The following is a 26,160-nucleotide window of genomic DNA, read 5'->3' on the forward strand; positions in this document are numbered from 1 at the left end:
AAACCCCAAAAATATATAAAATATGCTTCTCCGACCCCTTGGATTTGGACTTTTGCTGTATTAGTTTTATCAACTAAATATTTAGTTATGAGATTGATTTTGTTTTGTCTCCTTACATGGCTGATATCATGTCCTTTGGCAGCACAGGAGGGTGGTAGAGATCCGGAACTTGATAGCGTAGAGCGGGTGCTGATGGAGCGATGGCAACGGGCTGAGCAGGGAAGAAAAATCTTTGAGCGAATGTATGCCGAGGATCCGAGGGCCGCTGTGGATTCGGCCAATGTAGCCATCAGACGGGCTCATCAAACTGAGGGGCAAGAAAAGTTGTTGGCTTATCAGGCGAATACCCGGATTGATACATTGGTGGAGATTGACCTGAGCTACGCAGGTTTGGATAGAATTCCTGAATTTGTCTTTGAGGCAACCAAGCTTAAGGTGCTCATCATTGATCATAATGACATCAGGAAGCTGCCGAAGGAGCTGGGAAAGCTCCAGCATCTTGAGCGGGTGTACTGGCGAGCCAATCATCTCGAACGATTTTTATGGGTGCGGATACAGAGGATTCCAAATCTCAAGAAGCTTGATCTGAGCAATAACCTTCTCGAGCGATTGCCGAATGGGATCAGAAAACTGGAGGGGATGAATGAGTTGGTACTTGATCAGAATTTTTTCAGAGAAGTGCCCATTGGTAGGTTGAGTAAAGTGAGTTTCCTGAACCAGGTGTCTTTTAATAAATCTCATGCCTTGATGTTGTCTGATGGCAAGTATGAGAAATTGAGCTTTTTAGAAGTTTTTAAAGCCAATAATTCCCGACTGACGGCTATTGATCCTGCCTTTTATAACATGCAGGGGCTAAAGGAACTGCAGTTGCAGGAAAATGAGCTCTCCAGCCTTCCGCCCGGGATCTCCCGCATGCGCAAACTAGAGAAACTGTCATTGTATAAAAATAAGCTCCAATCACTACCAGAGGATTTCTATGAGTTGGACTTGAAGGTGATAGACCTATATTACAATGAGTTGGAGATGATTCCGGAAGAATTGGGAGCATTCAAAAATCTGGAGGTATTATTTCTGGCGAACAATAGAATTTATTCCCTTCCTGAAAGCATAGGCAAGCTGTCTAACCTTACCGAAATGTATGTGCATCACAACCGCTTGAGTGTTCTTCCTGAGTCGGTCAGCGATTTGAAAAAGCTTACCGTTGCCCGGGTGAATGACAATTACCTGGTGGATTTTCCCAGTCAGTTCCTGGAAATGGAAGATCTGAATGATCTGGATGTATCCAATAACCAAATCACCACCATTCCAGATGAAGTGGAAGCCTTGCCCAGCCTCAGGTTATTTACTTTTCAGGAGAATCCTATAGCCATTGATGGACAGGCCAATGCTCACCTGGCACCCATGATCGTGCGGATGATGGAAGCCGGAGTGATCTGTGTGCCCAGAATATATGCTCAGGAAGTCGAATGATCAGAAGGTGCTGGCACTCAGCATCACCAGGGTGCAGGCGTTCAGCGTTTCAATGCCCTGATCGGCGGCTTTCGCAGCGAGTCGATCGTTTTCTGTGCCTGGGTTAAAAATGATTCTCTTTGGCTGCAGGCTTAGAATATACTCTTCCCATTCACGCTGATGCGTGGGGTTGAGGTAAAGGGTGATTGTGTCCACTCCATCCACTGAGGGTTTTTCCCTTAGGTCCAGGATTTCCTTTCCAAATACTTCACCTCGTTTGATGCCCACGGGCACAACTGGATGTTGGTGATTGGTGAGTCTCTCAGCCGCCAAAAAGGCGTATCTGGTGGGATTGGGCGTGGCGCCTATGATCACTGTTTTCTTTTTGTCCATTTAAAAACTGGTGCTTCTGCGTTTTGGGCCGGCATAGCCGATATTGAGTGTGATAATGATAGGTAAATAGAATTTATCCTGATTTAGTTCATCGAAGAGAAAACGAAATGGCGCTTCTGCATGATTGGAGAAAATTCTACTTCCCAGGGCTACCCCCAGGTTCAGGTCGAAGGTAAGTCCGGAATCAGATGCTCTTTGCATCCATCGATCACCAATGAAGAACCCATAGGCGAATCTCATTTGCTCTGAGGTGAACCGCTTCTTGATGGGTGGGCCGGAGAGGCTGTCTAGTGTGCTTACATAGTGTTGTAAATAGCCTGCTGAGAGCTGGTGGCCAAAGTAAAACATGCCCAAATCTGTATCTTCGTGATAAAATTTTTGCTTCAAATGGATATCCAGACCCAGTGTACTCACTTTGTTATATCGGTCAGAGAAGTCCTTGTAAAATGGTTTTTTGTGAGCGACGATTTGTGCTTCATATCCCAGCCTCTCCTGTATGTAGTATTCCATAGAGATGGGCAATTGACCAGCCAGCGTCCACAGCGGGTTGGTGCCTAATATAAAACCTGTGTATTCGTTGATACGAGGGTTGAAGTACCTGATTTTCTTGTTTTTATATCGGTACTCCGGTTTGTCGCTGGCTTTTTTCACATCCTCGCTTTCTTTGACGTTGGAGGTTCGGAAAATAGGACTTTGTTCTTCGTACACGGGTCGGTAGATGCCAGCCACTGATCCATCCGGATTGTAAAGCGTCCATTCGCCCACCCTGCGGTCGTCCTTGATCGTGCCGGTCATCTTCAGAGAACCATCCGGGTAATAGCCGGTATAGGCCCCTTCGCCTTGTTCGAAGACTGCAGCGCCATCCTCCAGTCCCTCTTCGCTGAAGTAAACCCATCGGCCTTCCCGTCGGCCTTCCTGCATGGCTCCCCGAGCCTTTTGCTTACCACTGGCATAGTACTCAATATATTCTCCGGTTCCCTGGTCGTAGCGGCCTTCTCCTTTGATTTCGCCTGTTTGATAGTAGAGTTTCCAAAAACCATCCTTTTGGTTACTGTTCATTTCACCCTCACTACTGAGGCTTCCATCGGGGAAATAATATTTCCAGGGTCCGGATTTTTCACCCTTCAAGAACTCACCTTCGGCAGCCAATTGACCGTTTTTGTGAAAATACTTCCAAAGACCATTTCTGAGTCCGTTCACAAACTCTCCACGCGCTTCCACTTCACCTGACTCGTAGTAGTAGGTCCATAGGCCCTCACTTTTATCAAACTCATTGCGGCCCTCGGTTTTTAGTTTTCCGCTGGGGTAAAATTCTTTGTAGATTCCCTTTCCTCCGTTAAAAAAGGCCTGAGCCTTCAGTGAGCCATCCTCATAGAAGTAATTCCAAATGCCCTCTTTGTCATTGTTGTAGTAGATGCCGGTGCTTTTTTCTTCCCCGTTTTCAAAGTAGTAGGTCCACTGGCCATGTTTGATGTTGTTCTGGTAGGAGCCAACGGCCTTCGGTTCACCATTTTCATAGTGATATTTCCACAAGCCTACTTGTTGGTTTTTCTGGTAATGACCTCTGGCCTTTTCCCGTCCATTTTCGAAGTAATAGATCCAGGTGCTGTCTGACTCACCATGACTATAGTGTCCAAAGATTGCGAGCGACCCGTTTTCATAAATGGAGTGATAAAACCCATGTAGGGTGCTGTCCTTTTTCAGCAGGGTAATGACCTCTTTTAATTTGGTCTTTTGGTCATCGTAGTACGTCTTTTTCTCGAAGGTCTTCTGACCCAGAGCGCAAAAGGGGCTGATAATTATGAACAGTATGATCCATGGGAGGTATCTCATTACATCAGGATAGACCTAAGTTACAGCTTTTCGCGGGTACCCCATTGTGCTAGCTCTTCCGCAGACCAAAGCTCAGGGTAAAAGATTACCTGTTGCCTTCTTGGAGGAAGATATTTCTGCCAGTTGGTGCCACCCGTAGCTTTGATCACTTCGGGGTCTTTCTGTAGATAACGCACCGCAGACTTATAGTGCATCAATGGCCACTGTACATTGGCTTTGTGGTCCAGGTTTTTTAGGGCTTCAGCTATTTCCTGATCTCCCTCAAAAAAGTCGTGGTACAGCTTTCTGAGGTTGGTTTTGCGAACTTCCCTGGCTCTGGACACAAAGGTGTCTGAGTATTTTTTCTCAAACTGCTTGAGTGTGAGGGTCTTTTTACCCGTAGCTAATTCGGTAGCTCCTTTTTTCCAGTAGAGGTGCTCGTAAATTTCATTCACATCACTCTCATCACCATAGGTATCTCTTGTGTCTGAGCAGGTCAGCAGGTGAAAGTCCGTGGAGCCGATTTCTACAAGACGGTATTGCCCGGACTGAAACCCCGAAGAGGGGAGGAGTGACATCCTGAAATTTAAAAATTGCTCAGGATCCATCCCATCGATCATCACATCAAAAGAATCGATGAGGTGATCAAAATAGCGATTCATTCGCTTCACCCTTTTGAGGTAAGTATCTCGTTCTGGTGTTTCGGTAGACATGATCAACTGATCCTGCTCATTGAGGATGAGTTTGAAGTAGAGTTCGGTGATCTGATGGTATAGAATAAAAATTTTCTCATCCGGAAAACTGGTCCTCGGAGTTTGCAGGCTAAGCAGGGTATCCAGTCGGATGTAATCCCAGTAGGTGAGGTAGTCTGAGTGCAGTAGCCCATCCAGATAAGCGGATAAATCCTGCCCCATTGCATCGTACTTAGCTTCTAGTTTTTCCAGTTGAGTTAAAATCTCTTCACTAAAGTTTCTGTTTCCCATTCTTTCGTTCTGCTTTGTTGTAAATTTGAGCCAATAAAACTGATAAAACAAAAACAACCCTATGTCAACTGACACATTAACCCCAAATGGTCAGGCTACAAAACGCAATTTTAAAGACGAATTTGAATCGCCTGATTTTTACCAAATTGACGACTTACTGACCGAAGAGCATAAGTTGATCAGATCTTCCATCAGAGATTTTGTGAAGAAGGAAATCACCCCTTACATTGAAGATTGGACCGAAAAGAATCATTTCCCAAGTGAAATGGTTCGGAAGTTTGGAGAGATCGGTGCCTTCGGCCCTACGGTCCCCGAAACCTACGGTGGTGGAGGTCTGGATTACATCTCCTATGGTTTGATCATGCAGGAGATTGAGCGTGGCGACTCTGGTATGCGCTCTACAGCCTCAGTACAGGGATCACTCGTGATGCACCCCATTTATGCTTACGGATCCGAAGAACAAAAAAAGAAATATTTGCCCAAGCTGGCTTCCGGAGAGATGCTAGGCTGCTTTGGCTTGACAGAGCCCAATCATGGCTCCAACCCAAGTGGCATGGAGACTCACTTTAAGGACATGGGCGATCACTATTTGCTCAATGGTGCTAAAATGTGGATCTCAAATGCGCCTCAGGCGGATATCGCAGTGGTTTGGGCTAAGAATGAAGACGGCAGGATCAAAGGACTCATCGTGGAGCGTGGCATGGAGGGCTTTTCCACGCCGGAGACTCACGGCAAGTGGTCGCTGCGTGCATCCTGTACCGGCGAGCTCGTATTTAGTGATGTAAAGGTTCCCAAAGAAAACATGCTGCCTGGCAAAGATGGATTGGGTGCTCCTATGGGCTGTCTGGACAAAGCCAGGTACGGCATTGCCTGGGGTGCCATCGGTGCAGCTATGGACTGCTATGAGTCCGCCAGAAGGTATGCCGCAGAGCGGATTCAGTTTGGTAAGCCGATCGGATCATTCCAGCTCATACAAAAGAAGCTCTCTGAGATGCTGACTGAGATTACCAAGGCTCAGCTGCTCAACTGGAAGCTGGGTAAAATGATGGATGAGGGCAAAGCTACTACCGCCCAGATTTCATTGGCCAAGCGAAACAATGTGGCCGTAGCGCTGGAAATTGCCAGAGAAGCTCGCCAGATTCATGGTGGTATGGGCATTACCGGAGAGTATCCGATGATGCGACACATGATGAACCTGGAGTCCGTAGTTACCTATGAAGGTACACATGACATCCATTTGTTGATCCTGGGAGCCGAGATCACAGGCATCCCTGCTTTTGGATGAGCTTTTGCGAGTAGAAGACTTTTGATAAAGGCCGCTGGTTAAGTGGCCTTTATTTTGTGGTATCATCTTCATTCCAGGACTTCAAAAGCATCTTCAGAATTTAATCACTGATTTTAATGCCCGCGCTTCTGGATTGTCTTCTTTGCAATACAAATTAACCGCTCATATAAAATATTCTTAGGAGCATCGATATTCTCCTTAATATGCCATTCCATTTACCTAATTCAATTAAATAAGCTATGAAGAAACTGATTTTGCTTTGCCTGGCGCTGGCTTTTCATGGTATCTACGCACAGGAAACTTTTCCTGTAAACGGGGTTCCGGATGAGCGGTCAGGGCATTATGCATTTACCAACGCTACCATTTTTGTAGACTATCAGACTAAGCTGGAGAATGCTACGCTGATCATCAAAGATGGCAAAGTCACCGCGGTAGGCACGGGTATATCCATTCCCAAAGGGGCCATTACTGTGAATTTGGAAGGAAAATATATTTACCCGGCTTTAGTCGATCCCTATTCAAACTATGGATTGCCGGAGGTCTTCACCTCCAGGAGTCGCGGGAAACCACAATATGAAAGCAGCAACAAGGGGCCGTACGGCTGGAACGATGCGATACGCTCCACCTACAATGCCTCAGAAGAGTTCGCCCTCAATGAGAAAGAAGCGGAGGGGTTGAGAAAAGCGGGATTTGGAGCGGTGAACACCTTTAGTCCGGATGGAATCATGCGAGGGACATCACTGTTTACCAACTTGTCCGATGCACCGGTGCAGGATGCCGTCCTTTCGGATAAAGTAGCAGCACACTATTCATTTAGCAAGGGGACTTCCAAGCAGGAGTATCCCGGCTCCATTATGGGCGTTGTGGCCTTGCTCAGACAAACCTATTATGATGCCGCGTGGTATCGCACGCAGGGTAGTGCAGAGCAGGTCAATCTCTCGCTGAAAGCATTCAACGACGTGCAGCGCTTGCCCCAGGTATTTGAAGCCAACGGAGGTAAATTGAGAGTGCTGCTCGCAGATCAAGTCGGGGATGAGTTTGGAGTGCAATACATCATCAAAGGCACTGGAGATGAGTATCAGCGGATTTCTGAAATCAAAAAGACCGGTGCTTCATTGATTATTCCTGTTACCTATCCTGAGGCTTATGATGTGGAAGACCCGATGGCGGCATTGGATGTGTCTCTGGAGGATATGAAGCACTGGGAACTGGCTCCGATCAATGCAAGTATGCTGGCTAAGGCAGGGGTTGAGTTTTCCTTTACACCTTCAGGGTTGAAAAACACTGATGACTATTGGAAAAACATCCGCAAGGCTGTGACTTATGGCCTGTCAGAAACCCAGGCACTTAAAGCACTCACCTACACTCCGGCCAGGTATTTCAACATGCAACAAAGGGTAGGAGGATTGAAGCAGGGTATGATGGCCAATTTCTTTGTGGCATCAGAGAGCATTTTTGAAGAGAAAGCCAAGATTCATCAGACCTGGGTACAAGGCAGGAAATATGAAATTTCGGATCTCAGTACACCGGATTATGCCGGAAAATATAATTTGAAAGTAGGAGATACTTCCTATGCACTTGAGATTTCTGGTGAAGCTGGAAGTCATTCCGCAAAGGTGGTGGTCAACGACTCCACAGACCTGAAGGTGAAGCTGAAAATAGAGGAAAACCGCGTTACGCTAATCTTTAAGTTAGAAGAGGAGGAAGCGAATACCCGACTCACCGGCTGGGTAGATCCGGGGGCCTTTGGGGGTACCGGTCAGCTAGCGGATGGTAGCTGGACCAAATGGTCAGCCGCCAGAGTAGGTGATCTTGATGAAAAAGAGGCGGACAAAGACGCTGAGGACAAGGAGGAAGAGGAGGACCAAACTCCCGATTTAGGCAAGATGATTTATCCGTTTGTAGCCTATGGCTGGACAGAGCAGCCAGTACAGGAAACCATATTGTTTAAAAATGCTACTGTATGGACGCTGGAAGGTGATGGTAAGCTGGAAGGTGCTGATGTACTGGTAAAAGCCGGGAAAATAGCCAGTGTAGGCAAGGGACTCGCGGGTGAAGGAGCAAAGGTGGTAGATGCCACAGGCAAGCACATCACTCCCGGGATCATAGATGAGCACTCGCACATTGCGCTCTCCTCAGTGAATGAAGGCAGCCATGCCATCACTGCTGAAGTACGGATGTATGATGCACTGAACTCCGAGGACGTTAACCTGTACAGACAACTGGCGGGTGGGGTTACTGCGGCTCAGCTTTTGCATGGCTCAGCCAATCCCGTAGGTGGGCAATCAGCCCTCATTAAGTTTCGTTGGGGAGCAAGTCCTGAAGGATTGAAAATCAAAGGAGCTGATGGATACATCAAATTTGCTTTGGGAGAAAATGTAAAGCAGTCCAACTGGGGCGCAGATTATAGCATCCGTTTTCCACAGACCAGAATGGGGGTAGAGCAGGTGTTTGTAGATGGATTTACCAGAGCCAAAGCTTATGGTGAAGCTAAAGCCCGGTATGAAGGCCTTAGTAAAAAAATGAAAGCTTCCACTCCGGCACCGCGCAAGGATTTGCAGTTGGAAACACTTTTGGAAATCATTAATAGTGAGCGTTTCATCACCTGCCACTCTTATGTACAGTCTGAGATCAATATGCTTTTGAAAGTGGCAGAGTCATTTGATTTTCGAATCAATACCTTCACGCACATCCTTGAAGGCTACAAAGTGGCTGATAAGATGGCCGAGCACGGAGCAGGTGGTTCTACCTTCTCAGACTGGTGGGCATACAAGTTTGAGGTGAAGGATGCTATTCCCTACAATGCCTCTCTGATGACCATGGCAGGGGTAGTAGCCGCGATCAATTCCGATGATGCAGAGATGGCGAGAAGGCTCAATCAGGAAGCCGCCAAGTCTGTGAAGTATGGCGGAATGGATGAAATTTCGGCATTGAAGTTGGTAACCTTAAATCCGGCCAAATTGCTTCATCTGGATGATCGGATGGGTAGCATCAAGGTGGGGAAGGATGCTGATGTGGTACTCTGGAATGACCATCCATTGAGCATTTATGCCAAACCAGAAATGACCCTCGTTGATGGGGTGGTTTACTTTAGCCTGGAAAAGGATGCTGAGATGAGAAAGCAGATATCTGCTGAGCGAGCCAGGTTGATCCAGAAAATGCTGGATGCGAAAAATGGCGGAGAAAAGACTCAAAAGCCTAAAAAGAAAGATAAGCACTATTTTGAGTGTGAAGACATCATAGAAGAAGGTTTCACTCTTAACCATCAGGACAATGACTAAGCAAATCACTACATATATCATAGGAATAATCTTGGGGTGGAGTGCTTACGCACAGGTGCTGGCACCGGCCCCTGCTCAAAGCGAACCAATCGCGATTATGAATGCCACTGCCCACCTGGGCAATGGAGAGGTCATAGAAAACTCCATTATCACCTTCAAAGAGGGCAAGATAACGCTGGTAGCCGATGCCACCAGAGTGCGTGTAGACCTGAAAGGCTACCGGCTGATCGATGCGGCCGGGAAGCATGCATATCCGGGAGTGATTCTTCCGCTTACTAACCTTGGGTTGGTAGAGTATGAAGCGGTGAAAGCCAGCAGAGACTTTTCTGAGACGGGTAATCTGAAGCCTCATGTGAGAACCGCCATTGCTTACAATACCGACTCGGAGTTGATCCCTACCATGAGGTTCAATGGAATTCAGCTGGCCCAGGTGGCTCCAAGAAGTGGTCGGATAGAAGGTACCAGCAGTATCATGCAGTTGGACGCCTGGAACTGGGAGGATGCCCTCTATCAGGAAGACGATGGAGTCCATTTGAATTGGCCCTCACTTTCCTATGGTGCCAGATGGTGGATGGGCGAGACTGAGCGCAGAGAAAACAAGGAGTACGATGCTCAAGTAGCGGAGGTAACCCAATTGCTTCAGGATACCAAAGCTTATCTGGAGCAGTCATCTGAGGAGAAAAATCTCATTCTGGAAGCCATGGTGCCTGTTTTGAAAGGCGACAAGCAGTTGTTTGTCTACGCAAACAGGCCTAAGCAGATCATCGAAGCAGTACAGACGATCAAGCAGTATGTGCCTAAAATGGTACTGACCGGAGGTGAGGATGTGTGGTACGTTCGGGATTTGATCAAGGAAAACAACATCCCGGTATTATTGGAAAATGTGCATCGCATTCCCGGTAGAGCAGAGGAGGATACAGATTGGTGTTATAAGCTTCCCGCTATGTTGCATAACGAGGGCATTCTGGTGGGACTGACCCACGTGTCGGAAATGATTGCCAGCTCCCGAAACCTTCCATTTTTTGCTGGTACGGTAGCAGGGTATGGGGTGGATAAAGAAACAGCCCTTCAGATGATCACTTCCAATACCGCCAAAATCCTGGGAATTGATGATAAGACCGGGACTTTGGAGCAAGGTCTGGATGCCAACATTGTGATCTCTAATGGTGATTTGCTGGATATGCGCACCAATGATGTGGTCTATTCCTTTATTCAGGGCAGAGAGGTGTCGCTGGATGCCATGCAGCAGCGCTTGTATGAGAAGTTCAAAGAGAAATATGAAGGTCAGATGAAATAACCGGATGACTTAAACGAAAAGCCCGCCCCGATGCAATCGGGGCGGGCTTTTTTTTGTTTGAAAATATAGAACCGGGCGGATCACTCCGCCCGGTTCAGATTGGTTAGGCTATTGCTTAATGATTCTTCTGACTTTGGTTTCACTCGCACCAGAGATTCGGATGAAATAATTTCCTGCACTCAGACCATTCAGGTTAATTTGAAACTCATCGTGGTTACCGGAAATTTTGAGGTCTCTTCTTACCCTACCAGAGATGTCCAGAACCTGAATGCGATCATACCCTTTGGCTTCTGTTTTGAGGGTGACGATATCCTTTACAGGGTTCGGAAATACTGTAAGGTCCGAATTTATCACCAGGTCAGCAGGTGTGGAGGCTACCCTGGCTCCTGAACCACTGCAATTTCCCACAACAAAGCTGTGTCTGTTGGTCGAGGAATTTCTTTCTCCTCCTTCCGGCACACTATAGGTGTAGTAGAAGTAGATGGTTTGACCGTTCGCTGCATTGATGGTGTACGGACTATTGGGCGACACCCCATATCCGGGATACGTGCCATTGGGATCTGTACCATAGTACAGGATGGTGGTAGGAGTGCCCGTGCCCGCAGGTCCCGGGATGAAGGTGAGGGATGGGTTAGAAGCATCCTCTGAGATGTCTACCGTATAGTCTCCGTTTGGTCCGGATTGAGTACAGCCTGATGGGGTGGAGGTTTCTTTCACGGCTTCCACGTAATTCAGGTTGAGGCCTGCGGCATCAAACACTACCCTTAGGCTATGGTTCCCAGGGCTTATGGCTATCCCCGGTACTGTAACGGTGGTATAGCTTTGCCAGCTCCCCGTATTAGGCACGGCGATGGTTCCTGTTACGTTGATTCCATCCACTTCTATGTGTAGACGACCAGCACCACTTGGTGAGGCTACCCGCACGCTTAATTCGTAGCTGGCTACAGTGGAGGTAACGTCGTACTCCAGCCATTCTCCGGCATCTACCCAGCCGATGTTGAACCCACCACCTGTATCTCCGGTGGCTTCTATATCCACATCATCCGTGCGGTATCCGCCTCCGGTATTGCCTGCGGAGGTATCATGATAGCCCACACCTTCGCCTCCTTCTTTATAGTCCTCTGACTGCACGATGCCTGGTAGTGGAGCATAGGTTACCGGGTTTCCGGTGGTCAATGATACATTGCTCATGGTGGCAGCGCAGAGCGTGCCATCGTTGTGGGAGGTGGTGATCAACCCTGCATAGACCGAAGATCCCATGGAAATAGTGGCTGTTCCCACGGTTGTCCAGATAGAGCCATTGGCTGAAACCGAGCTTGTGAAGGTGTCTCCGGCACGTTCCAGTTTTACCCAATAAGGTGCGTTGGCAGTAGGGCCGCCGGTGTGGCTACTGGAGCCTCCAGTGGCTGTACGCCGCTGAAAGGCACTGGTGCCCGTTGGTGTGATGGCAGTGAGTGCGTGCTTCGAGTTGCCGGCAAGAGATTCCCGGATCATTACGCCCGCTTTGGCCCATACATCTGTATTGGTCATGGAATTGACCTGCGCAGTGATTGCGCCATCTCCTGTGAGCGACTGATACACATAGTGAAACTCATCTGTGGTTCCCCAGATATCACTACCTGATCCATTTACTGTAAAAGTGCCCGATGAATAGGAAGCCGATCCTGTAGCGGCCACCGCTCCAATGTCCTGTGATTGCCAGGGAGAAGGCAGGCCTCCGGCACGGTTTGTTACTGTAATGTTAGAGGAGGCTGTGTATCCTCCGTCTGCAGTGGTCACGGTGATCGTTGCATTGCCAGCACTTTGGGCAGTCACCAAGCCACTTGAGTTGACAGTAGCTACGGCGGCATTGTTGGTAGACCAGCTCACACCAGGATTTGTCGCTCCACTTGGTGTGACGGTTGCAGTTAATTGTTGCGTTTCTCCTGGTTCCAGGCTTGCGGTGCCAGGTGATACCGAAACTCCTGTTACTGGTACATTGGATCCATTGCCATCTGTCCAATAGATGTCGTCAATGGCAAATTGAAAAGTGGAGGCTGGCAGGCTTCCGTCCAGGCTGGTAATGGCAAATAGGTATCCAAGGTTTTGGAAAGCTACCAACCCTGTGAAGTCTTCCAGAGGGATTTCCACCTGACCCCATTCACCGTTTCTTACCAGTCCATACTGATTAACTCCCGCAGGGAAGTTGATGTATTGCTCGTTGGTGTAGTTGTCGGTGATCCCTATTCTGAAGGAGACATTGGCAGGAATTTTAATTCTAAATTTCATAGAACCATTTTCCACAAAGCCGGACATGTTTTTTCCGTAAAGGGAGGTCACTCCGCCGCCAAACCAGCTGTTCGCGGTGGTGGTTTCCCATGCGATGACATTGGAACCTTCATAGGCAGGAGTGGTTCCCTCCTGTACAGTACCTCCCCAGGCATAGATGGCAGCGTCGCTTCCAAATACCAATTCATTGTTAGTGGGCGTGTCGTCTGTATAGACTCCAAAAGTGCCTGCTTCCGGAGAAAGTGCTCCATAGTCAAAGGCTACCTCCCCATGTCCGTTCCATTCTGATACCCGCACATAGTCAATGTACATCTTGGCTGGAATGGGGGCAGTCACAGCACCACTGTTGGCCGCATCCGTGAAGTTGCCACCCACGGCGAGGTTGAGCAACATGAAGAATGGTCGGGTAAATGCAGCGGTCACCCCATCAGGATCCAGGGGGAGTGGGTTGGTGTACAGGTCGTACTCCGTGCCATTGTCTTCTACCGCAAAACGCATTTGAGTGGGCTCCCAGTATAGGCGATAAGTTACGAATCGGTTGCTGAGTGCGTTGGCCGGTACATATGGCTGGTTGTAGTCTACGTCGTAGGCAATACTTCCATACCCACCGTCTTCGGTTTGGAAAATGGCATTGGCTCCCACAAAATTATTGGAAGAGACACCCGGATATCCCTGGCGGGTACGTTCTTCGGCTTTGTGTCCCATTTCCATCATGTCTATTTCTCCTTTTGCGGGCCAGGCCTGGTTCACAGTGCCTAGCAGCCAGGCTGCGGGCCAAAGTCCTGTTTCCAGGTTTGGCACACGCATTCGTACCTCTATGAGTCCGTAGTGGATGGAGAGTTTGCCTTCAGTGTCCACTTTTCCTGAGGTGAACGATTGGGATCCCATGCTTTCGTTTCTCGCTTCCAGCACCAGGGCGTTATTGCCAGACTCTCCAGGGATGGCCTCTATGGATACATTGTTGCCGTGGTAATATTCCAGTTCGGCATTTCCCCAGCCGCAGAGGCCCGGGCATCCATCACCGACATTGGGTGTCCATATGTCGGTATTGAAAGTGTCAAAATTGTCCTCCCACAGGACATTGCCTACCTGGGCTTTCGCCAGAAGGAGGCCTGATAAAAGGAGTATCAGAACCAGTAGGGGTCTGATGTATTGGTTGGATATTGTGATTGGTGTCATAGGTAATAGGTTATTTGTATCGTTTGTGAATTGATTATGGCGGTTAATTCACTGGAACACCTTATGGTGGAGTGCTTTGTGAGTGGTGTGGTGAGTGATTGTTTGTGTGCATAGGTTGTGATTGGTTTTATGATAATAATAAAATATGAGTGTGTTTGGTGATTAATTGATCACTTAAAGGTGTGTAGATAAGAGAGAAATTGAAAAAATCGCAACTCATCAATATTACATCACCTGTAAAATAAAATTTGCAGGGATTGATTGGGTTGATGAGGGGAGATGTGCGCTGAGAGTAGATGAGGCCTGTTTGACTACATCAATACTACATCAATAAGAAAGGTGTATTTCACTAAAAATTCACCACCAGATCAGCACAGTGAAGCGTGATTTCGTTCGAGATGGAGGGGCGCGATTGATTTTCAGACATAAAAAAACCACTTCGAATCATTCGAAGTGGTTTGGATTATAACCAGACTTGTACTTTTTATGCTTTGGTCACCTGGATGTTCAGGTGGAGCTTCACATCATCACCTACTACCACACCTCCCGCTTCGGTTACCATACTCCAGGTAAGTCCGAAATCTTTACGGTTGATTTTGCCATTGATCTCAAATCCGGCCTTGGTCTGACCGTAGCCGTCTACCATGGTGCCGCCCAATTCCACATCCAATTCCACTTCTTTGGTGGTTTCTTTGATGGTAAGTGGACCTACCAGCTTGTAGTTGTCACCTACTTTAGAGAGCACTCCCTCAAAGGTCAGTTTTGGATGCTGCTCCGCATTAAAAAAGTCTGCACTCTTAAGGTGCGCATCTCTGTCTGCTACGTTGGTATCTACACTCTTGGCATCCAGTGTAAAAGCTGCTTTTGCGCCATCAAAATCCTCCGAGTCACTCGTGAGCGAGCCTTCAAAACTTTTGAAGGTACCAGTCACGGTGGAGATCACCAGGTGTTTCACTTTGAATTGCACTTCGCTATGCGTAGGGTCGATGTTCCAGTTTTGTGTTGCCATGTTTTTATAGAAATTTAATATATGTTAATACATTAACTGTATATACATATAAAGGTTTCAAATCGATCAACTTTTTATTTTCTCGCTTAGGAAAGCGTCACTTTTTTCTAATGGAGCGGAGGTAGAGTTCTTCCACTTTGGTTCTGGCCCAGGGCGTTTTTCGGAGAAAGGTCAGGCTGGATTTAATGGACGGATTGTCGGTGAAGCATTTGATCCTGATTCGGCTACCCAGACCTTCCCATCCATACCTGGCTTCCAGATGCTCCAGGATTGTCACCAGCTTGATGCCGTGCAGGGGATTGTTGGGTTGGTTTTCTTTGGGCTGCTCCATGGTGTAAAAGTAGGGTTAAAAACCCTCAGCCCGGAAGCTATTATCAAATGATTTCCCTGATCGTTTTTCTGAGGGCAGGGACTACTTCCTGTTCGAACCAGGGATTTCGAGCCTTCCAGATGTTGTTTCTTGGAGAGGGGTGAGGCAGTACGAAATGAGCGGGCAGGTATTGCCGATAGTTTTTTACGGTTTCGGTGAGTGTGGGCCTAAGCTGGCCACCAAGGTAGTAGGCCTGAGCATACTGGCCGATCAGGAGTGTTAGTTTCACCTCTTTCATTTGATTAAGAAGAGGGTGGTGCCATTGAGGGGCACATTCTGGTCTGGGCGGTAGATCTCCGGATTTTCCTTTTCCTGGATAGCAAAAGCCCATAGGGATCAAAGCGACTATTTCAGGATTGTAAAAGGTGGGTTTGTCCATTTGCAACCATGCCCGAAGGTTTTCTCCGCTTTTATCATCCCAGGGAATACCGGTTCGATTGACCACACTCCCGGGCGCCTGGCCGATGATGACTATTTTGCTATGGACACTGGCGGAGAAGACAGGGTTGGGGGGATGCGGCAGGTGGCTTTGGCAAATCGTGCATTTTCGAATGTCACTCAAGAGTGTTTTCATGGACCTTTGGGGTTGTAGCTAAAAAGGTAATGAAATCAACCGCAATATTCAATCCGCAGCTTACCGGTGAATAACCACTGTTGGCCGATTGGCCCTTGTCAGCAAGGGTCAAGAGCATCACATTTGAAGAAAAATAACAATCTACCATCATGAGAAATCAAGAAAATCGTAATCAAAGGGCCTGGCTGGGCGTTGCATTTGTCACTTTCGGAGCTTATCTGCTCTTTCGCAACCTGGATCTAATCCCGGAATTTATTCCCCATTATCTGTTTGGATGGGAAATGATCTTTCTGGTCATTGGCGGCTCCATGATTGTGACCGGTAGGAGAGAAGGGTTGATCTTTTTCTTTATCGGCGGTTTTTTCCTTTTGCCGGAATTCTTCTACTGGCCGCAATTCAATCTGCGTACCTGGTGGCCTGCTATCCTGATCGCGGTAGGGGTGAGCATTATTTTGCGCAGACGTGATCATGTAAAAAGAGCACCTGGAGACCTGACGGACGATTACATAGAAGATACTTCCATCTTTGGGGGGTCAGAGAAGTCCTTCAGTTCGCAAAATTTTAAAGGGGGTAAAATCACCTCTGTTTTTGGAGGCTCAGAAATCAACTTTTCAGGCGCTAAAATGCACGGCGATGAGATCATTTTGGATATTTTCTGTTTGTTTGGGGGAAATGGCCTGATCGTGCCCAATGACTGGACGGTAATCAACGAGAGTTTTGTCATATTTGGAGGATTCGCCGACAAACGACCAAAGGTTTCCTATGAGCCCGGTGCACCCAAGAAGGTATTGCGGATCAAAGGGTCTGTGATCTTTGGTGGTGCTGAGGTGAAGGGCGTCTGAGTCCCGCTGGAAGTGGGGTCATTAAAAAAAACACAACCAACCGATTGTCTGAATGAGCCATCCCGTATTAAGAGGTTCTGGTAATAAAGTGTATTTGCTTGTCTGGGTACTGATGGTATTCCTGCATGGCACCGTGCTCTACTTCTATTACGGGTGGTCATTGGAGATCTCTGCGGCCGACAGCCTGGTTTACAATTTGCTGTTCGCCTCCATTGCTCCGGGTTTTTGGTACATCGTCACCTTTGCCAGCCTCAGCAAGGACGATCTGGCCCTCGTGGGTACCCATCTGGCCGGTGCCACCATGGCCATCTTTCTTTGGGCGGCATTATCGGGAGTTGCGCTGCGCTTCCTTTTCCCGGATCATCAGGAATATATGGCGTTCCTCAAACGGGCCTATATCTGGCGACTGATTATTGGTGTGATGTACTACAGCATTACAGTGCTGGTCTTTTACCTGATCAAATATTATCAGGATTTGCAGGAGCGCACCCACAGGGAATTGGAACTTCAGAACCTGCTCAAAGACTCGGAACTGAGAATGCTCAAATCGCAGATCAATCCCCACTTTATCTTCAACAGCCTGAATTCTGTCAGCGCACTCACCGTTTCCAAACCAGAGGCGGCCAGGGAGATGGTGATCAAGCTGAGTGATTTTCTGAGATACTCACTCGGGAAGGATAGCGTGCACATGAATACCCTGGCTCAGGAGCTGGACAATGCCACCCTCTATATGGACATAGAGAAGATACGTTTTGGCAGCAGGCTCAGGTTTGAAAAGGAAGTGGATGATGCCTGTTTGAAAGTGAATGTGCCCAACCTGATTTTGCAGCCCATTTTCGAAAATGCCATTAAGTATGGAGTGCATGAGAGCATCCACGAAGTAACCATCCGACTGAAATGTGTGGGGCATCCGGGCATGTTGGAGATTCACATTGGTAATAACTTTGATGAAGAGTCGATGCCTTCAAAAGGAGCGGGTATCGGGCTGGAGAATGTTCGCAGGAGGCTGGGGCTGGTCTATGGTAGAAATGATCTTCTGGAGGTAGATCAGCAGGATGGGGAGTTTATGGTAAAGATTAAAATTCCGACAGAAAATGAATAAAATACGTGCATTGATCATTGATGATGAAGAGCTGGCCCGGGAGGTCATCAGAACTTATCTGGAAAAAGATGAAACGATTACTCTGATCGGAGAATGTGCCAATGGCTTTGATGGGTTCAAGGAGATCAATGATCAGAAGCCTGATTTGGTGTTTTTGGATGTGATGATGCCCAAACTCACTGGGTTTGAGATGCTTGAGCTGTTGGATGAGCCTCCTGTAGTGATTTTTAGCACAGCGCACGACGAGTTTGCCATTCGGGCATTTGAGCAGAATGCCATTGATTACCTGCTGAAGCCCTATTCTTACGATCGGTTTGCAGATGCCCTTACCAAGGCCAAGTCAAAACTGGCGATGGAGGTGCCTTCGGCGAAAGGCCTTTCTGAGGTGGTGGTGCAGAACAAGGATCATTCAGGGATTCTTTCGCGGGTGGCCGTGCGCACAGGCAGTAAAATCCAGATCATCCCTGTGGGCAAGATCAGATACCTGGAGGCCATGGACGACTATGTGAAGCTACACACCGAGCAGGGCGTATTTTTAAAGCAGGATACCATGAAGTACTACGATGAGCATCTGCCTGCCGAGGACTTCATTCGGATTCATCGCTCTTACATTGTGCGCATCAAAGAAATAGCCAGGCTGGAGCTGATGGGCAAAGACAGTCATGTGGTCTTTTTACATGATAATACACAGCTATCAGTGAGCCGGTCGGGATACGCTCTACTGAAAGAAGCACTGGGGTTTTAGGCAACCACTTCAACAGCCGCCGCCATCTTGCGCCTGGATGCTTTACGCATTTGTATGATGCCGAGGGCCAAAAACACACCGGCAAAGGCCATCAGCGCACCTACCACATCCGCAGAGGTGAATCCGTAGCCCATCGCAATGGGAAGGCCTGCCAGGTAAGCACCCGAGGCATTTCCCATATTAAAGGCACTTTGATTGAGGGAAGAACCCAACATCTCAGAGCCCCTGGCAGTGTTGATCATGGCCATTTGGATGGGTGCTGCCACACAGAAGGCTCCAAATCCGATGATGAAGGTCATCACCAGCACGGCTACCGGATCATGAGCCAGGTACACATTGGCCAGCAGGAGGAGAGTCATCACCCCCAGCGCCAACACCACCGCATAAATGGGTTGCATCTTCTCGGCGAGTTTGGCACCTGCTATGTTTCCTGCAAACATGCCGCAACCTGCCAATATCATCGCATAGCTGACCATGCCCGGGTCGTGCCCGGCCACCTCAGTAATCAGCGGGGCAATGTAGCTATACCAGGCAAAGAACCCACCTGTGCCGATGGTGGTCAGCAGCACGACCATCCATAATTCAGCTTTTTTGAGGATTTGAAAGTCTTCACTCATGGACTGCTCAGATGACTGAGCGAGTGCTGGCATCCAAAACCGGAGACTGGTGATGGTGATGATGCCCACAATCCCCACCACAAAAAAGGCCATGCTCCAGTGAAACTCCTGTCCCAGATAGGTGCCAAATGGCACCCCAATGATATTGGCCAGGGTAAGCCCGGAAAACATGGCAGCAATCGCCTGAGCCTCTTTGCCAGGCCTGGCCAGGCGGCTGGCCACTACTGCGCCAATCCCAAAAAAGGCACCGTGCGGCAGTGCGGAGAGAAATCTAAACAGCATCAGAGACCAGTAACTATTGGCAAAACCCGACAGTGAGTTGAAGACAGTAAACCACACCATCAGACCGATGAGCATCTTGTGAGCGGGCCATTTGCTGCCCAATGCCGTGAGGAGGGGAGCACCCACCACCACGCCTATGGCATAGGCCGAAATGAAGTGGCCGGCCTCTGGGATGGTAATGTCCATCGAGGTGGCGATTTCCGGAAGGATGCCCATGATCACAAACTCCGTCATGCCGATTCCGAATCCTCCTGCTGCCAGAGAAATAAGAGATTTTTTCATGATTTGGATGCTAAATATATGGTTCACCGATCAGCTACATCAGCCGATCAGCATTGGGTTTGGTACTCACAGAGGAATGGGGGCTGAGCAAAACCGAATGTTACTTTTTACTCATTCTTCATTGAGCGGCAAAGCTCCGTAATTATTGCGAATCTGAATAGTTTATGTGCGAATCTTTGATAATTACTGATCTGGCAGAGGTGTTTCGTGTGTGTTTTGTCAATGGATTGTCGGCACTGTGACGAGCTTTCCAGTGGACAGAGAGCTTTCTTGCGTCATGAGTGATAGCTGTGCATCATCGTTGACAGGCACTCCTCAAACTTGATAGCTTTTGCTTCATAGTGCTTTAGTGTGCTTCACGGTACCGAAAGACCTTTGCCAAAAGTTCTAATCCAAATAATATCACCATGAAAAAGATTCCCTCGTTACTTACGTACTTTGTGATCGGTTTTGCCCTGGCGCTTACTCCGGGCTGTTCATTGCTGCCTCCGCTGCCAGACACTGTGGAGCAGGAAGTAGAAAATGCCTTAGCCCGGGGCTTCGATGGCATCATTGTCTACGTGGAGCAAGGCGGGGAGCCTGCGCTCTATGCCGCCGGATGGAAAAACAGGGAAGACAAAATTCCAGCCGACCCTCACGCTCTGTTCAAGATTGCCAGCATCAGCAAGCTGTACATCGCAGCAGCCGCTGCCAAAATGGTGCATGAAGAGCGCCTGTCTCTGGACAAAACACTCGCCGAATACCTTCCTGAATTGGCCGGGCGCATAGCGCACGCAGAAAAAATCACGCTGAGAATGATGCTCAAGCACCGGAGTGGCATTCCCAACTTCACCGACATGCCAGACTACCCCTGGGACAACCCACCCCGGGACAATAGGGAAATTTTGGAGCTGGTGCTGGACAGGTCGGCTGAGTTTGAGCCCAACAAAAAATACCGGTATTCCAATACCAATTACCTGCTGATAGGCGCTATCATGGACAGTACGCTGGGGCATAGCCACCATCAGTACATCAAAGAGGAAATTCTCAAGCCGCTCGGATTGAACCATACCTACAGCCTGCTGAGCGAAGTAGATTTGGACGATGTGATGAGCGGATACCACGTGGGGTATGAGCCTGACATCAAGTACAATGACTTCATACAGCCCGGAGGCTCTATGGTGGCCACTGCAGAAGACGTGGGGATCTTCCTGAGAGCTCTCAACGACGGCTCACTCTTCAGTGAAGACGAGCAGGCCATCTATTCTTCCATATACAGGTATGAGCACACAGGCCTGCTGCCGGGGTATCAGAGCATTGCCCAATACCACAAGGAGCTGGATGCGGTGGTCATCCAGTTTGTGAACACCAGTGGGGGCAGCATGTGGATGAAATCTGAAGCCGTATACCGGCGCGTCGTTCGGATTTTGAAAAGGCAGTGACCCACCAAAGATCCAAATGATGACATCATACTGGGGATCGGAGGCTACTGTGGCATATGGCCGACAATGGTTTGTTCAGGAGTGAAAAAAAGCTAGATTTGGTAAGGTTACAAGCGACTAAGAGCCATGGTGGTTGTTGGTTGTTGTGCGACATAGTGGTCTGGATAAGATAAGACCCAGCCCGGGCCACGGGCCCCGGCTGGGTGGGCAGCACTCAGGCTGTGGCCGGCGTATCCGGCTCGGTGCTGGATTTGCCCTTGCGGGCTTAATCTTAAATTCAATTGTTTCCTAAAAAAGAAACTTTTATGTTTGTTCCAGCGTTAAATTTTATCACTTGAAGAGATTTGAAGTAAGCTTTCTTGAGGAAGCAGTAGAATTCCTTGATCGATTAGATGAAAAGGCAAGAGAAAAAATTATTTATAATGTTAAGAAGGCTCAAATGTCCAATGATAAAGAGCTTTTCAAAAAGCTAACCAATGACATTTGGGAATTCAGAACACTCTTCAAAAAGACATATTACCGCTTATTCGCTTTCTGGGACAAGACTGGAAGTACTGAAACACTCATCTTAACAACCCATGGGCTTGTGAAGAAGACAGGTAAAACTCCTAAAGGCGAAATTGAACATGCTGAGCAGATTAGAAAAAGATATTTTGAAAACAAATAGTTATGGCAGCTCTAAAAACATACACCCTTGACGAAGTAACCGATAAATTTATCGGTAAAAGAGGAACCGCGAAAAGAGAAGCATTTGAATATGAGCTTAAGCTTGACCTTTTAGGAGAAGCAATCAAACGCGCCCGAAAAGAACGGAATCTCACGCAGGAACAACTGGGAGAACTCGTTGGTGTCAAAAAGGCTCAAATTTCCAAATTGGAGAATAGCTTAACTGATGCAAGGTTTGAAACCATCATCAAGGTTTTTAAAGCCTTGAACGCAAAAATCAACTTCAACGTGGAACTTCTGAACGAACACGTGGAGCTGGCTTAAAAGCCGATGGCAATCGTAGCTGTTGCACAACCCCTCCAACATCTAAACATGATGGGTAGGCCAGTGCCGTAGACTCAACCCGAAGCTCAACTTCCTGGCGGGACGGCCTGACAGAATCCCGGGCGGGCGATGGCTCCGATAACTATCGGAATAGGGTAGCCGCAGACATACGCCCGATAGCTCGTTACAGGCATCTCTGCCATTCGGAGTTACAGCGGAAACTATTTAACTTTGATATTATGGAATGGCGAGAACATGTAATATCGGATAACAACGTCCTACTGGGCAAGCCTATAGTCAAGGGAACAAGGGTTTCCGTGGAGCACATCATCGGTTTACTTGCTCAAGGGTGGACCGAACAACAAATTCTGGACAACTACCCGCGTTTGACCCAGGAATCTTTACAGGCCGTTTTCGCATACATACAAGAGTGTCTGAAAGATGGTCTTCTTCATTCGAACGCCTAACTTCTTCTTACCTTGAAATTTCTAGCGAACGAAAATGTTCCGGTTTCAAGTGTCAACTATTTGAAATCCAAAGGCTATGATATCACCTCAATTGGAGTTGACGAGGCTGGAGTATCAGATCAACAGGTTATGGATATCGCTACCAAACAAGATCGAACGATAATAACCTATGATAGTGATTATGGAGAACTAATCTTCAAATATGGATTCAAGCCGAACGCCGGAGTGATTTTCATCCGCCAGCAACCAACTGAACCGCTGGAAACGGCCAAAATAATTGAGCAACTAACATCCAACACTACCTTGTCTTTCGAACGAACTTTAACGGTAGTTGACTTGAACTCACTAAGACAGAAGAAGTATTGAAATAGCGGGACGGCTCGACAGAATTCCGGGTGTGCGGAGGCTCCGATAACTATCGGAATAGGGTAGGAAGCAATCATTCTGTCATGATTTTTGGTTACTTTTCATCACAGGTAAAGTAAGAGCCAGCCCGGCTTGAGGGAGTTGGCACCACTAGTCGAAAAGAATTACTCATGAACTATGAAACCTTCGCACCTCATCCGGACTTAGATGCTATTGTAAAGTGTCATTGGATTTTAGAGGTGCCAGATGACATGGAGGCTCCTAAACAGCGAGTAATTGCTGACGGTTGTATTGAAATGTGCTTCATTCTTGGAGATGATGTGCGAAGATTTACCTCTGAAACTGACTATATTATTCAACCCCGAGCAATGGTGTTTGGGCAGATTACTAAGCCCTGTTATGTGCAACCCACGGGCTATGTGAACACTTTTGCTGTTCGATTTTATCCCTATGGTTTTGCCAATTTCATCACGAGACCAATTCGTGAATTGGCTGACAAGGAAACACCCCTAACATCTTTGTTTGAAGAGCAATCGGTAAGAGTGCTGGAACAAAAAATTATCGAAGCTCCATCCACCAGATCAAGAATAGAATTGGTTGAAAATTTCTTGCTAGGCAAACTCAAAGATCAATCAATTATTGAAAATATTGTAAAATCGACAATTGATGCCCTCTCACAAACTAAAGGCAAAATGTCCATTAACTCTATACTTAAAGATGATCTATCCAAAAGAAGAAACCTTGAGCGGAAATTCTCAAAGCAAGTGGGAATTAGTCCCAAACAGCTAGGCAAAATCATAAGGTTACAAGCCGCCCTAAAATTGATCCTGAATAACAAAGGAGAAAAATTGACTCAGATCGCCTATGAGAGCGAATACTACGATCAAGCTCATTTCATCAAAGACTTCAAAGAATTTACCGGAACAAATCCTAAGGAATATTTGAGTGATGATCAAATGATCCTTTCATCCCTTATTTATTCAAAAGGCTAAGCTGTCGCAGTTTTACAATTTCCGTCTTTCGAACTGGTGTAACTATGCATTACATCCAAGTAGATTAAAAATGAAAAACAAAATTTACAAAGCAGCAATTATACTGTCAATGGGCTTCATTACCTACGTCAATCCGACTGAAACTATGGCTCAAACAGAGGCTTTATCAAGTAACCAAAATAGTAATGACATGAGTAGTTTTATATCAATATTTGAAATCCCTGCCACAGACCTATCAAGAGCAGTCAACTTTTATCAAGCAATTTTGAATATTAAGATTGAAAAAATGGAAATGCCGGGAATGGAAATGGGAATATTTCCCTACGAAGGACAACTGGTGACAGGAGTAATAGTGAAAGGAGATGGCTATAATCCTTCGGCCGATGGTGTGACCATATACCTAAATGGTGGAGATAATCTTCAAATCATACTTGATAAAGTGGAGGAGAGTGGAGGGAAAATTATTGTGCCTAAAACGCCCCATGCAGATGAAAGCGGATTTTTCGCAATGTTTCTTGACACGGAAGGGAATAAAATGGGATTGCACTCTCCAAACTGACCTAAGATAACAAGCCCATAACAAACGCAACTGTTGCCCCTCTAAACATGATCGGTAGACCTGTGCCGTGGACTCAACCCGAATCTCAACTTCCAGGCAGGACGGCCCGACAGAATTCCGGGCGTGTGATGGCCCCGATAACTATCGGAATAGGGTCGGAAGCGATCATTCTGTCATGATTTTTGGTTACTTTTCATCTCAGGAAAAGTAACAGCCAGCGCGGTTTGAGGGCATTTGATCAACAGTAGCAGACGAAATAAAACACACAAACAGGTGTAGTGTTGCCCCCTCCAATAGCTAAATACGATCGGTATACCTGTGCCGGGAAACCCGAATAGGTGCCAAAAGTGCTGGTTTTGTTCAGGACTCAAAAACCACATAGATTTGGTATTGGCGGCTAATAGCCATTTGGTTGTTTGTCGGGCGTGCTCAAAACATACAAATCAAAATATGGAAAAATTTACATTTGTAATTTTGTGTATTCTTCTTTCAGGAGTACAAACCACATTCGGACAGCATAAAACAGAGATTGTAATAGGTAGTAAGTTTGTCATTGAATCTAACATTTTAGATGAAGAAAGAACTTGTTTAATCAGTCTTCCGGATTCATACAATGATTCATGCCTTGCTTCCAAAAAATATCCAGTGATCATATTACTGGATGGGTATACTCATTTTAAAACAGCATCTGGAATAGTCCACTTTATGAGTTCCAAGAGGAACCGAAACAATTTAATGCCAGAAAGTATCATCATAGCCATAGAGAATGTTGACCGTGAGCGAGATTTTACGGTTACAAAAATTAAGACCAAACGGCCAAATACTATGGGGGGTGGAAGGAGTTTTTTGAATTTTATTGAGAATGAACTAATTCCCTATGTTGATGAAAATTATAGAACAGAACCCTCTAGAACCCTTATTGGACATTCTTTAGGAGGCTTACTTACATTAAATTCTTATATGGATGAAAATAGCGTATTCAATGCTTACATTTCTATAGACCCAAGTATCTGGTGGAGCGAGGAGATGATGAAAAACAAAGTTGATTCTATTTCATCAATATCATTGAATAAAAAGCTTTATATAGCCACTGCCAATCAAGGAGAGGCTAATTACGAGAGGAATAAACAAAGACACGACAATCTCTATACATTAATAACAAAGAGGTCGGAAGAACCTCTAAACGTTGAAATAAAATATTTTGAAAAGGAAAATCATCGCTCTGTACCATTAATAGCTTTGTACGAAGGGTTAATGTACATTAATCAAGAGAATTGATTTATAGCACAAAAAGACATTTGGTAGTGCCAATAGCTGCTGCGCAACCCCTCCAAAATCTAAATACGATCAGTAGACCAGTGCCGTAGACTCAACCCGAATCTCAACTTCCAGGCGGGATGGCTCGACAAAATTCCGGGCCTGCGGTGGCCCCGATAACTATCGGAAAAGGGTCGGAAGCGATTATTCTGTCATGATTTTTGGTTACTTTTCATCACAGGAAAAGTAACAGCCAGCCCGGCTTGAGGGGATTTAATCAACAGCAAAAGACGAAACAAAATCACACAAACAAGTGTGGCTGTTGCACAACCCTTCCA

General features: G+C 47.0%; 23 protein-coding genes. 15 read left to right on the forward strand and 8 right to left on the reverse strand.

Annotated elements, in window-relative coordinates; all coding sequences use genetic code 11:
- Positions 1-87: 87 nt before the first annotated feature.
- Complete coding sequence (locus GV030_RS00355; protein WP_159578665.1) at positions 88-1,470, forward strand: hypothetical protein; 1,383 nt, start codon at positions 88-90, stop codon at positions 1,468-1,470.
- Here GV030_RS00355 and GV030_RS00360 read toward each other — a convergent pair whose 3' ends face one another.
- The 3 genes from GV030_RS00360 to GV030_RS00370 are packed head-to-tail and all read right to left on the reverse strand — an operon-like array spanning position 1,471 to position 4,637.
- On the reverse strand, positions 1,471-1,842 hold the full coding sequence (locus tag GV030_RS00360; protein WP_159578667.1) for a CoA-binding protein: 372 nt from the start codon (positions 1,840-1,842) through the stop codon (positions 1,471-1,473).
- On the reverse strand, positions 1,843-3,675 hold the full coding sequence (locus GV030_RS00365; RefSeq protein WP_159578669.1) for a toxin-antitoxin system YwqK family antitoxin: 1,833 nt from the start codon (positions 3,673-3,675) through the stop codon (positions 1,843-1,845). It abuts the gene before it with no gap.
- Positions 3,676-3,695: 20 nt separating this feature from the next.
- Positions 3,696-4,637 carry a tryptophan 2,3-dioxygenase family protein gene (locus GV030_RS00370; protein ID WP_159578671.1) on the reverse strand — a complete coding sequence of 314 codons (942 nt, stop codon included), beginning with the start codon at positions 4,635-4,637 and terminating at the stop codon, positions 3,696-3,698.
- 61 nt (positions 4,638-4,698) lie between these two features.
- On the opposite strand from GV030_RS00370, the gene GV030_RS00375 reads away from it, so the two are divergent.
- From GV030_RS00375 to GV030_RS00385, 3 genes are all read left to right on the forward strand, one after another.
- Positions 4,699-5,922, forward strand: a complete 1,224-nt coding sequence (locus GV030_RS00375) for an acyl-CoA dehydrogenase family protein (RefSeq protein WP_159578673.1) — start codon at positions 4,699-4,701, stop codon at positions 5,920-5,922.
- A 239-nt stretch (positions 5,923-6,161) separates the two neighbouring features.
- Entirely contained in the window at positions 6,162-9,203 is a 3,042-nt protein-coding gene (locus GV030_RS00380; RefSeq protein ID WP_159578675.1) for an amidohydrolase family protein, read from the forward strand.
- A complete protein-coding gene (locus tag GV030_RS00385; protein WP_159578677.1) occupies positions 9,196-10,500 on the forward strand; it encodes an amidohydrolase family protein in 1,305 nt (434 codons plus the stop codon). The genes GV030_RS00380 and GV030_RS00385 overlap by 8 nt, the downstream gene beginning before the upstream one ends.
- Before the next feature lie 108 nt (positions 10,501-10,608).
- On the opposite strand, the gene GV030_RS00390 is transcribed toward GV030_RS00385, so the two are convergent.
- The 4 genes from GV030_RS00390 to GV030_RS00405 form a co-directional block, all read right to left on the reverse strand.
- The gene (locus GV030_RS00390; protein WP_159578679.1) at positions 10,609-13,947 is read right to left on the reverse strand and encodes a carbohydrate-binding domain-containing protein; all 3,339 of its coding nucleotides are present in this window, start codon (positions 13,945-13,947) and stop codon (positions 10,609-10,611) included.
- Between the two features lie 484 nt (positions 13,948-14,431).
- Positions 14,432-14,956 (reverse strand): YceI family protein, encoded by a 525-nt coding sequence (locus GV030_RS00395; RefSeq protein WP_159578681.1) that lies wholly within the window; start codon positions 14,954-14,956, stop codon positions 14,432-14,434.
- A 97-nt stretch (positions 14,957-15,053) separates the two neighbouring features.
- On the reverse strand, positions 15,054-15,287 hold the full coding sequence (locus GV030_RS00400) for a VF530 family DNA-binding protein (protein WP_159578683.1): 234 nt from the start codon (positions 15,285-15,287) through the stop codon (positions 15,054-15,056).
- A 43-nt stretch (positions 15,288-15,330) separates the two neighbouring features.
- Positions 15,331-15,900, reverse strand: a complete 570-nt coding sequence (locus tag GV030_RS00405; protein WP_159578685.1) for a uracil-DNA glycosylase family protein — start codon at positions 15,898-15,900, stop codon at positions 15,331-15,333.
- 149 nt (positions 15,901-16,049) lie between these two features.
- On the opposite strand from GV030_RS00405, the gene GV030_RS00410 reads away from it, so the two are divergent.
- Genes GV030_RS00410 through GV030_RS00420 form a run of 3 tightly spaced genes read left to right on the forward strand, consistent with a single transcriptional unit; the run spans position 16,050 to position 18,589 of the window.
- Positions 16,050-16,742, forward strand: a complete 693-nt coding sequence (locus GV030_RS00410) for a LiaI-LiaF-like domain-containing protein (protein ID WP_159578687.1) — start codon at positions 16,050-16,052, stop codon at positions 16,740-16,742.
- Positions 16,743-16,794: 52 nt separating this feature from the next.
- Complete coding sequence (locus tag GV030_RS00415) at positions 16,795-17,844, forward strand: sensor histidine kinase (RefSeq protein ID WP_159578689.1); 1,050 nt, start codon at positions 16,795-16,797, stop codon at positions 17,842-17,844.
- On the forward strand, positions 17,837-18,589 hold the full coding sequence (locus GV030_RS00420) for a LytTR family DNA-binding domain-containing protein (RefSeq protein WP_159578691.1): 753 nt from the start codon (positions 17,837-17,839) through the stop codon (positions 18,587-18,589). The genes GV030_RS00415 and GV030_RS00420 overlap by 8 nt, the downstream gene beginning before the upstream one ends.
- On the opposite strand, the gene GV030_RS00425 is transcribed toward GV030_RS00420, so the two are convergent.
- Positions 18,586-19,770 carry an MFS transporter gene (locus tag GV030_RS00425; RefSeq protein WP_159578693.1) on the reverse strand — a complete coding sequence of 395 codons (1,185 nt, stop codon included), beginning with the start codon at positions 19,768-19,770 and terminating at the stop codon, positions 18,586-18,588. The two genes, GV030_RS00420 and GV030_RS00425, sit on opposite strands and share 4 nt — an antisense overlap.
- Before the next feature lie 407 nt (positions 19,771-20,177).
- Here GV030_RS00425 and GV030_RS00430 point away from each other — a divergent pair, with 407 nt between their 5' ends.
- The 8 genes from GV030_RS00430 to GV030_RS00465 all read left to right on the forward strand — a co-directional run bounded on the left by GV030_RS00430 (position 20,178) and on the right by GV030_RS00465 (position 25,843).
- Entirely contained in the window at positions 20,178-21,191 is a 1,014-nt protein-coding gene (locus GV030_RS00430; protein ID WP_159578695.1) for a serine hydrolase, read from the forward strand.
- A 334-nt stretch (positions 21,192-21,525) separates the two neighbouring features.
- Positions 21,526-21,858, forward strand: a complete 333-nt coding sequence (locus GV030_RS00435) for a type II toxin-antitoxin system RelE/ParE family toxin (RefSeq protein ID WP_159578697.1) — start codon at positions 21,526-21,528, stop codon at positions 21,856-21,858.
- Positions 21,859-21,860: 2 nt separating this feature from the next.
- The gene (locus tag GV030_RS00440; protein ID WP_159578699.1) at positions 21,861-22,181 is read left to right on the forward strand and encodes a helix-turn-helix domain-containing protein; all 321 of its coding nucleotides are present in this window, start codon (positions 21,861-21,863) and stop codon (positions 22,179-22,181) included.
- A 239-nt stretch (positions 22,182-22,420) separates the two neighbouring features.
- Positions 22,421-22,648 (forward strand): DUF433 domain-containing protein, encoded by a 228-nt coding sequence (locus GV030_RS00445; protein ID WP_159578701.1) that lies wholly within the window; start codon positions 22,421-22,423, stop codon positions 22,646-22,648.
- A 12-nt stretch (positions 22,649-22,660) separates the two neighbouring features.
- Positions 22,661-23,014, forward strand: coding sequence for a DUF5615 family PIN-like protein (locus GV030_RS00450; RefSeq protein WP_159578703.1), 354 nt, complete (start codon positions 22,661-22,663; stop codon positions 23,012-23,014).
- Positions 23,015-23,184: 170 nt separating this feature from the next.
- On the forward strand, positions 23,185-24,006 hold the full coding sequence (locus GV030_RS00455) for a helix-turn-helix domain-containing protein (protein ID WP_159578705.1): 822 nt from the start codon (positions 23,185-23,187) through the stop codon (positions 24,004-24,006).
- Positions 24,007-24,076: 70 nt separating this feature from the next.
- Complete coding sequence (locus GV030_RS00460) at positions 24,077-24,565, forward strand: VOC family protein (protein ID WP_221413262.1); 489 nt, start codon at positions 24,077-24,079, stop codon at positions 24,563-24,565.
- Positions 24,566-25,015: 450 nt separating this feature from the next.
- Positions 25,016-25,843 carry an alpha/beta hydrolase gene (locus tag GV030_RS00465; protein WP_159578707.1) on the forward strand — a complete coding sequence of 276 codons (828 nt, stop codon included), beginning with the start codon at positions 25,016-25,018 and terminating at the stop codon, positions 25,841-25,843.
- The last annotated feature ends 317 nt before the right edge of the window (positions 25,844-26,160 follow it).

The organism is Marinoscillum sp. 108 (assembly GCF_902506655.1).
GTDB lineage: Bacteria > Bacteroidota > Bacteroidia > Cytophagales > Cyclobacteriaceae > Marinoscillum > Marinoscillum luteum.

Coding starts and splice junctions, on each gene's coding strand:
- GV030_RS00355 (WP_159578665.1), top strand. CDS start 88: ATGAGATTGATTTTGTTTTGTCTCCTTACATGGCTGATATCATGTCCT.
- GV030_RS00360 (WP_159578667.1), bottom strand. CDS start 1,842: ATGGACAAAAAGAAAACAGTGATCATAGGCGCCACGCCCAATCCCACC.
- GV030_RS00365 (WP_159578669.1), bottom strand. CDS start 3,675: ATGAGATACCTCCCATGGATCATACTGTTCATAATTATCAGCCCCTTT.
- GV030_RS00370 (WP_159578671.1), bottom strand. CDS start 4,637: ATGGGAAACAGAAACTTTAGTGAAGAGATTTTAACTCAACTGGAAAAA.
- GV030_RS00375 (WP_159578673.1), top strand. CDS start 4,699: ATGTCAACTGACACATTAACCCCAAATGGTCAGGCTACAAAACGCAAT.
- GV030_RS00380 (WP_159578675.1), top strand. CDS start 6,162: ATGAAGAAACTGATTTTGCTTTGCCTGGCGCTGGCTTTTCATGGTATC.
- GV030_RS00385 (WP_159578677.1), top strand. CDS start 9,196: ATGACTAAGCAAATCACTACATATATCATAGGAATAATCTTGGGGTGG.
- GV030_RS00390 (WP_159578679.1), bottom strand. CDS start 13,947: ATGACACCAATCACAATATCCAACCAATACATCAGACCCCTACTGGTT.
- GV030_RS00395 (WP_159578681.1), bottom strand. CDS start 14,956: ATGGCAACACAAAACTGGAACATCGACCCTACGCATAGCGAAGTGCAA.
- GV030_RS00400 (WP_159578683.1), bottom strand. CDS start 15,287: ATGGAGCAGCCCAAAGAAAACCAACCCAACAATCCCCTGCACGGCATC.
- GV030_RS00405 (WP_159578685.1), bottom strand. CDS start 15,900: ATGAAAACACTCTTGAGTGACATTCGAAAATGCACGATTTGCCAAAGC.
- GV030_RS00410 (WP_159578687.1), top strand. CDS start 16,050: ATGAGAAATCAAGAAAATCGTAATCAAAGGGCCTGGCTGGGCGTTGCA.
- GV030_RS00415 (WP_159578689.1), top strand. CDS start 16,795: ATGAGCCATCCCGTATTAAGAGGTTCTGGTAATAAAGTGTATTTGCTT.
- GV030_RS00420 (WP_159578691.1), top strand. CDS start 17,837: ATGAATAAAATACGTGCATTGATCATTGATGATGAAGAGCTGGCCCGG.
- GV030_RS00425 (WP_159578693.1), bottom strand. CDS start 19,770: ATGAAAAAATCTCTTATTTCTCTGGCAGCAGGAGGATTCGGAATCGGC.
- GV030_RS00430 (WP_159578695.1), top strand. CDS start 20,178: ATGAAAAAGATTCCCTCGTTACTTACGTACTTTGTGATCGGTTTTGCC.
- GV030_RS00440 (WP_159578699.1), top strand. CDS start 21,861: ATGGCAGCTCTAAAAACATACACCCTTGACGAAGTAACCGATAAATTT.
- GV030_RS00445 (WP_159578701.1), top strand. CDS start 22,421: ATGGAATGGCGAGAACATGTAATATCGGATAACAACGTCCTACTGGGC.
- GV030_RS00455 (WP_159578705.1), top strand. CDS start 23,185: ATGAACTATGAAACCTTCGCACCTCATCCGGACTTAGATGCTATTGTA.
- GV030_RS00460 (WP_221413262.1), top strand. CDS start 24,077: ATGAAAAACAAAATTTACAAAGCAGCAATTATACTGTCAATGGGCTTC.
- GV030_RS00465 (WP_159578707.1), top strand. CDS start 25,016: ATGGAAAAATTTACATTTGTAATTTTGTGTATTCTTCTTTCAGGAGTA.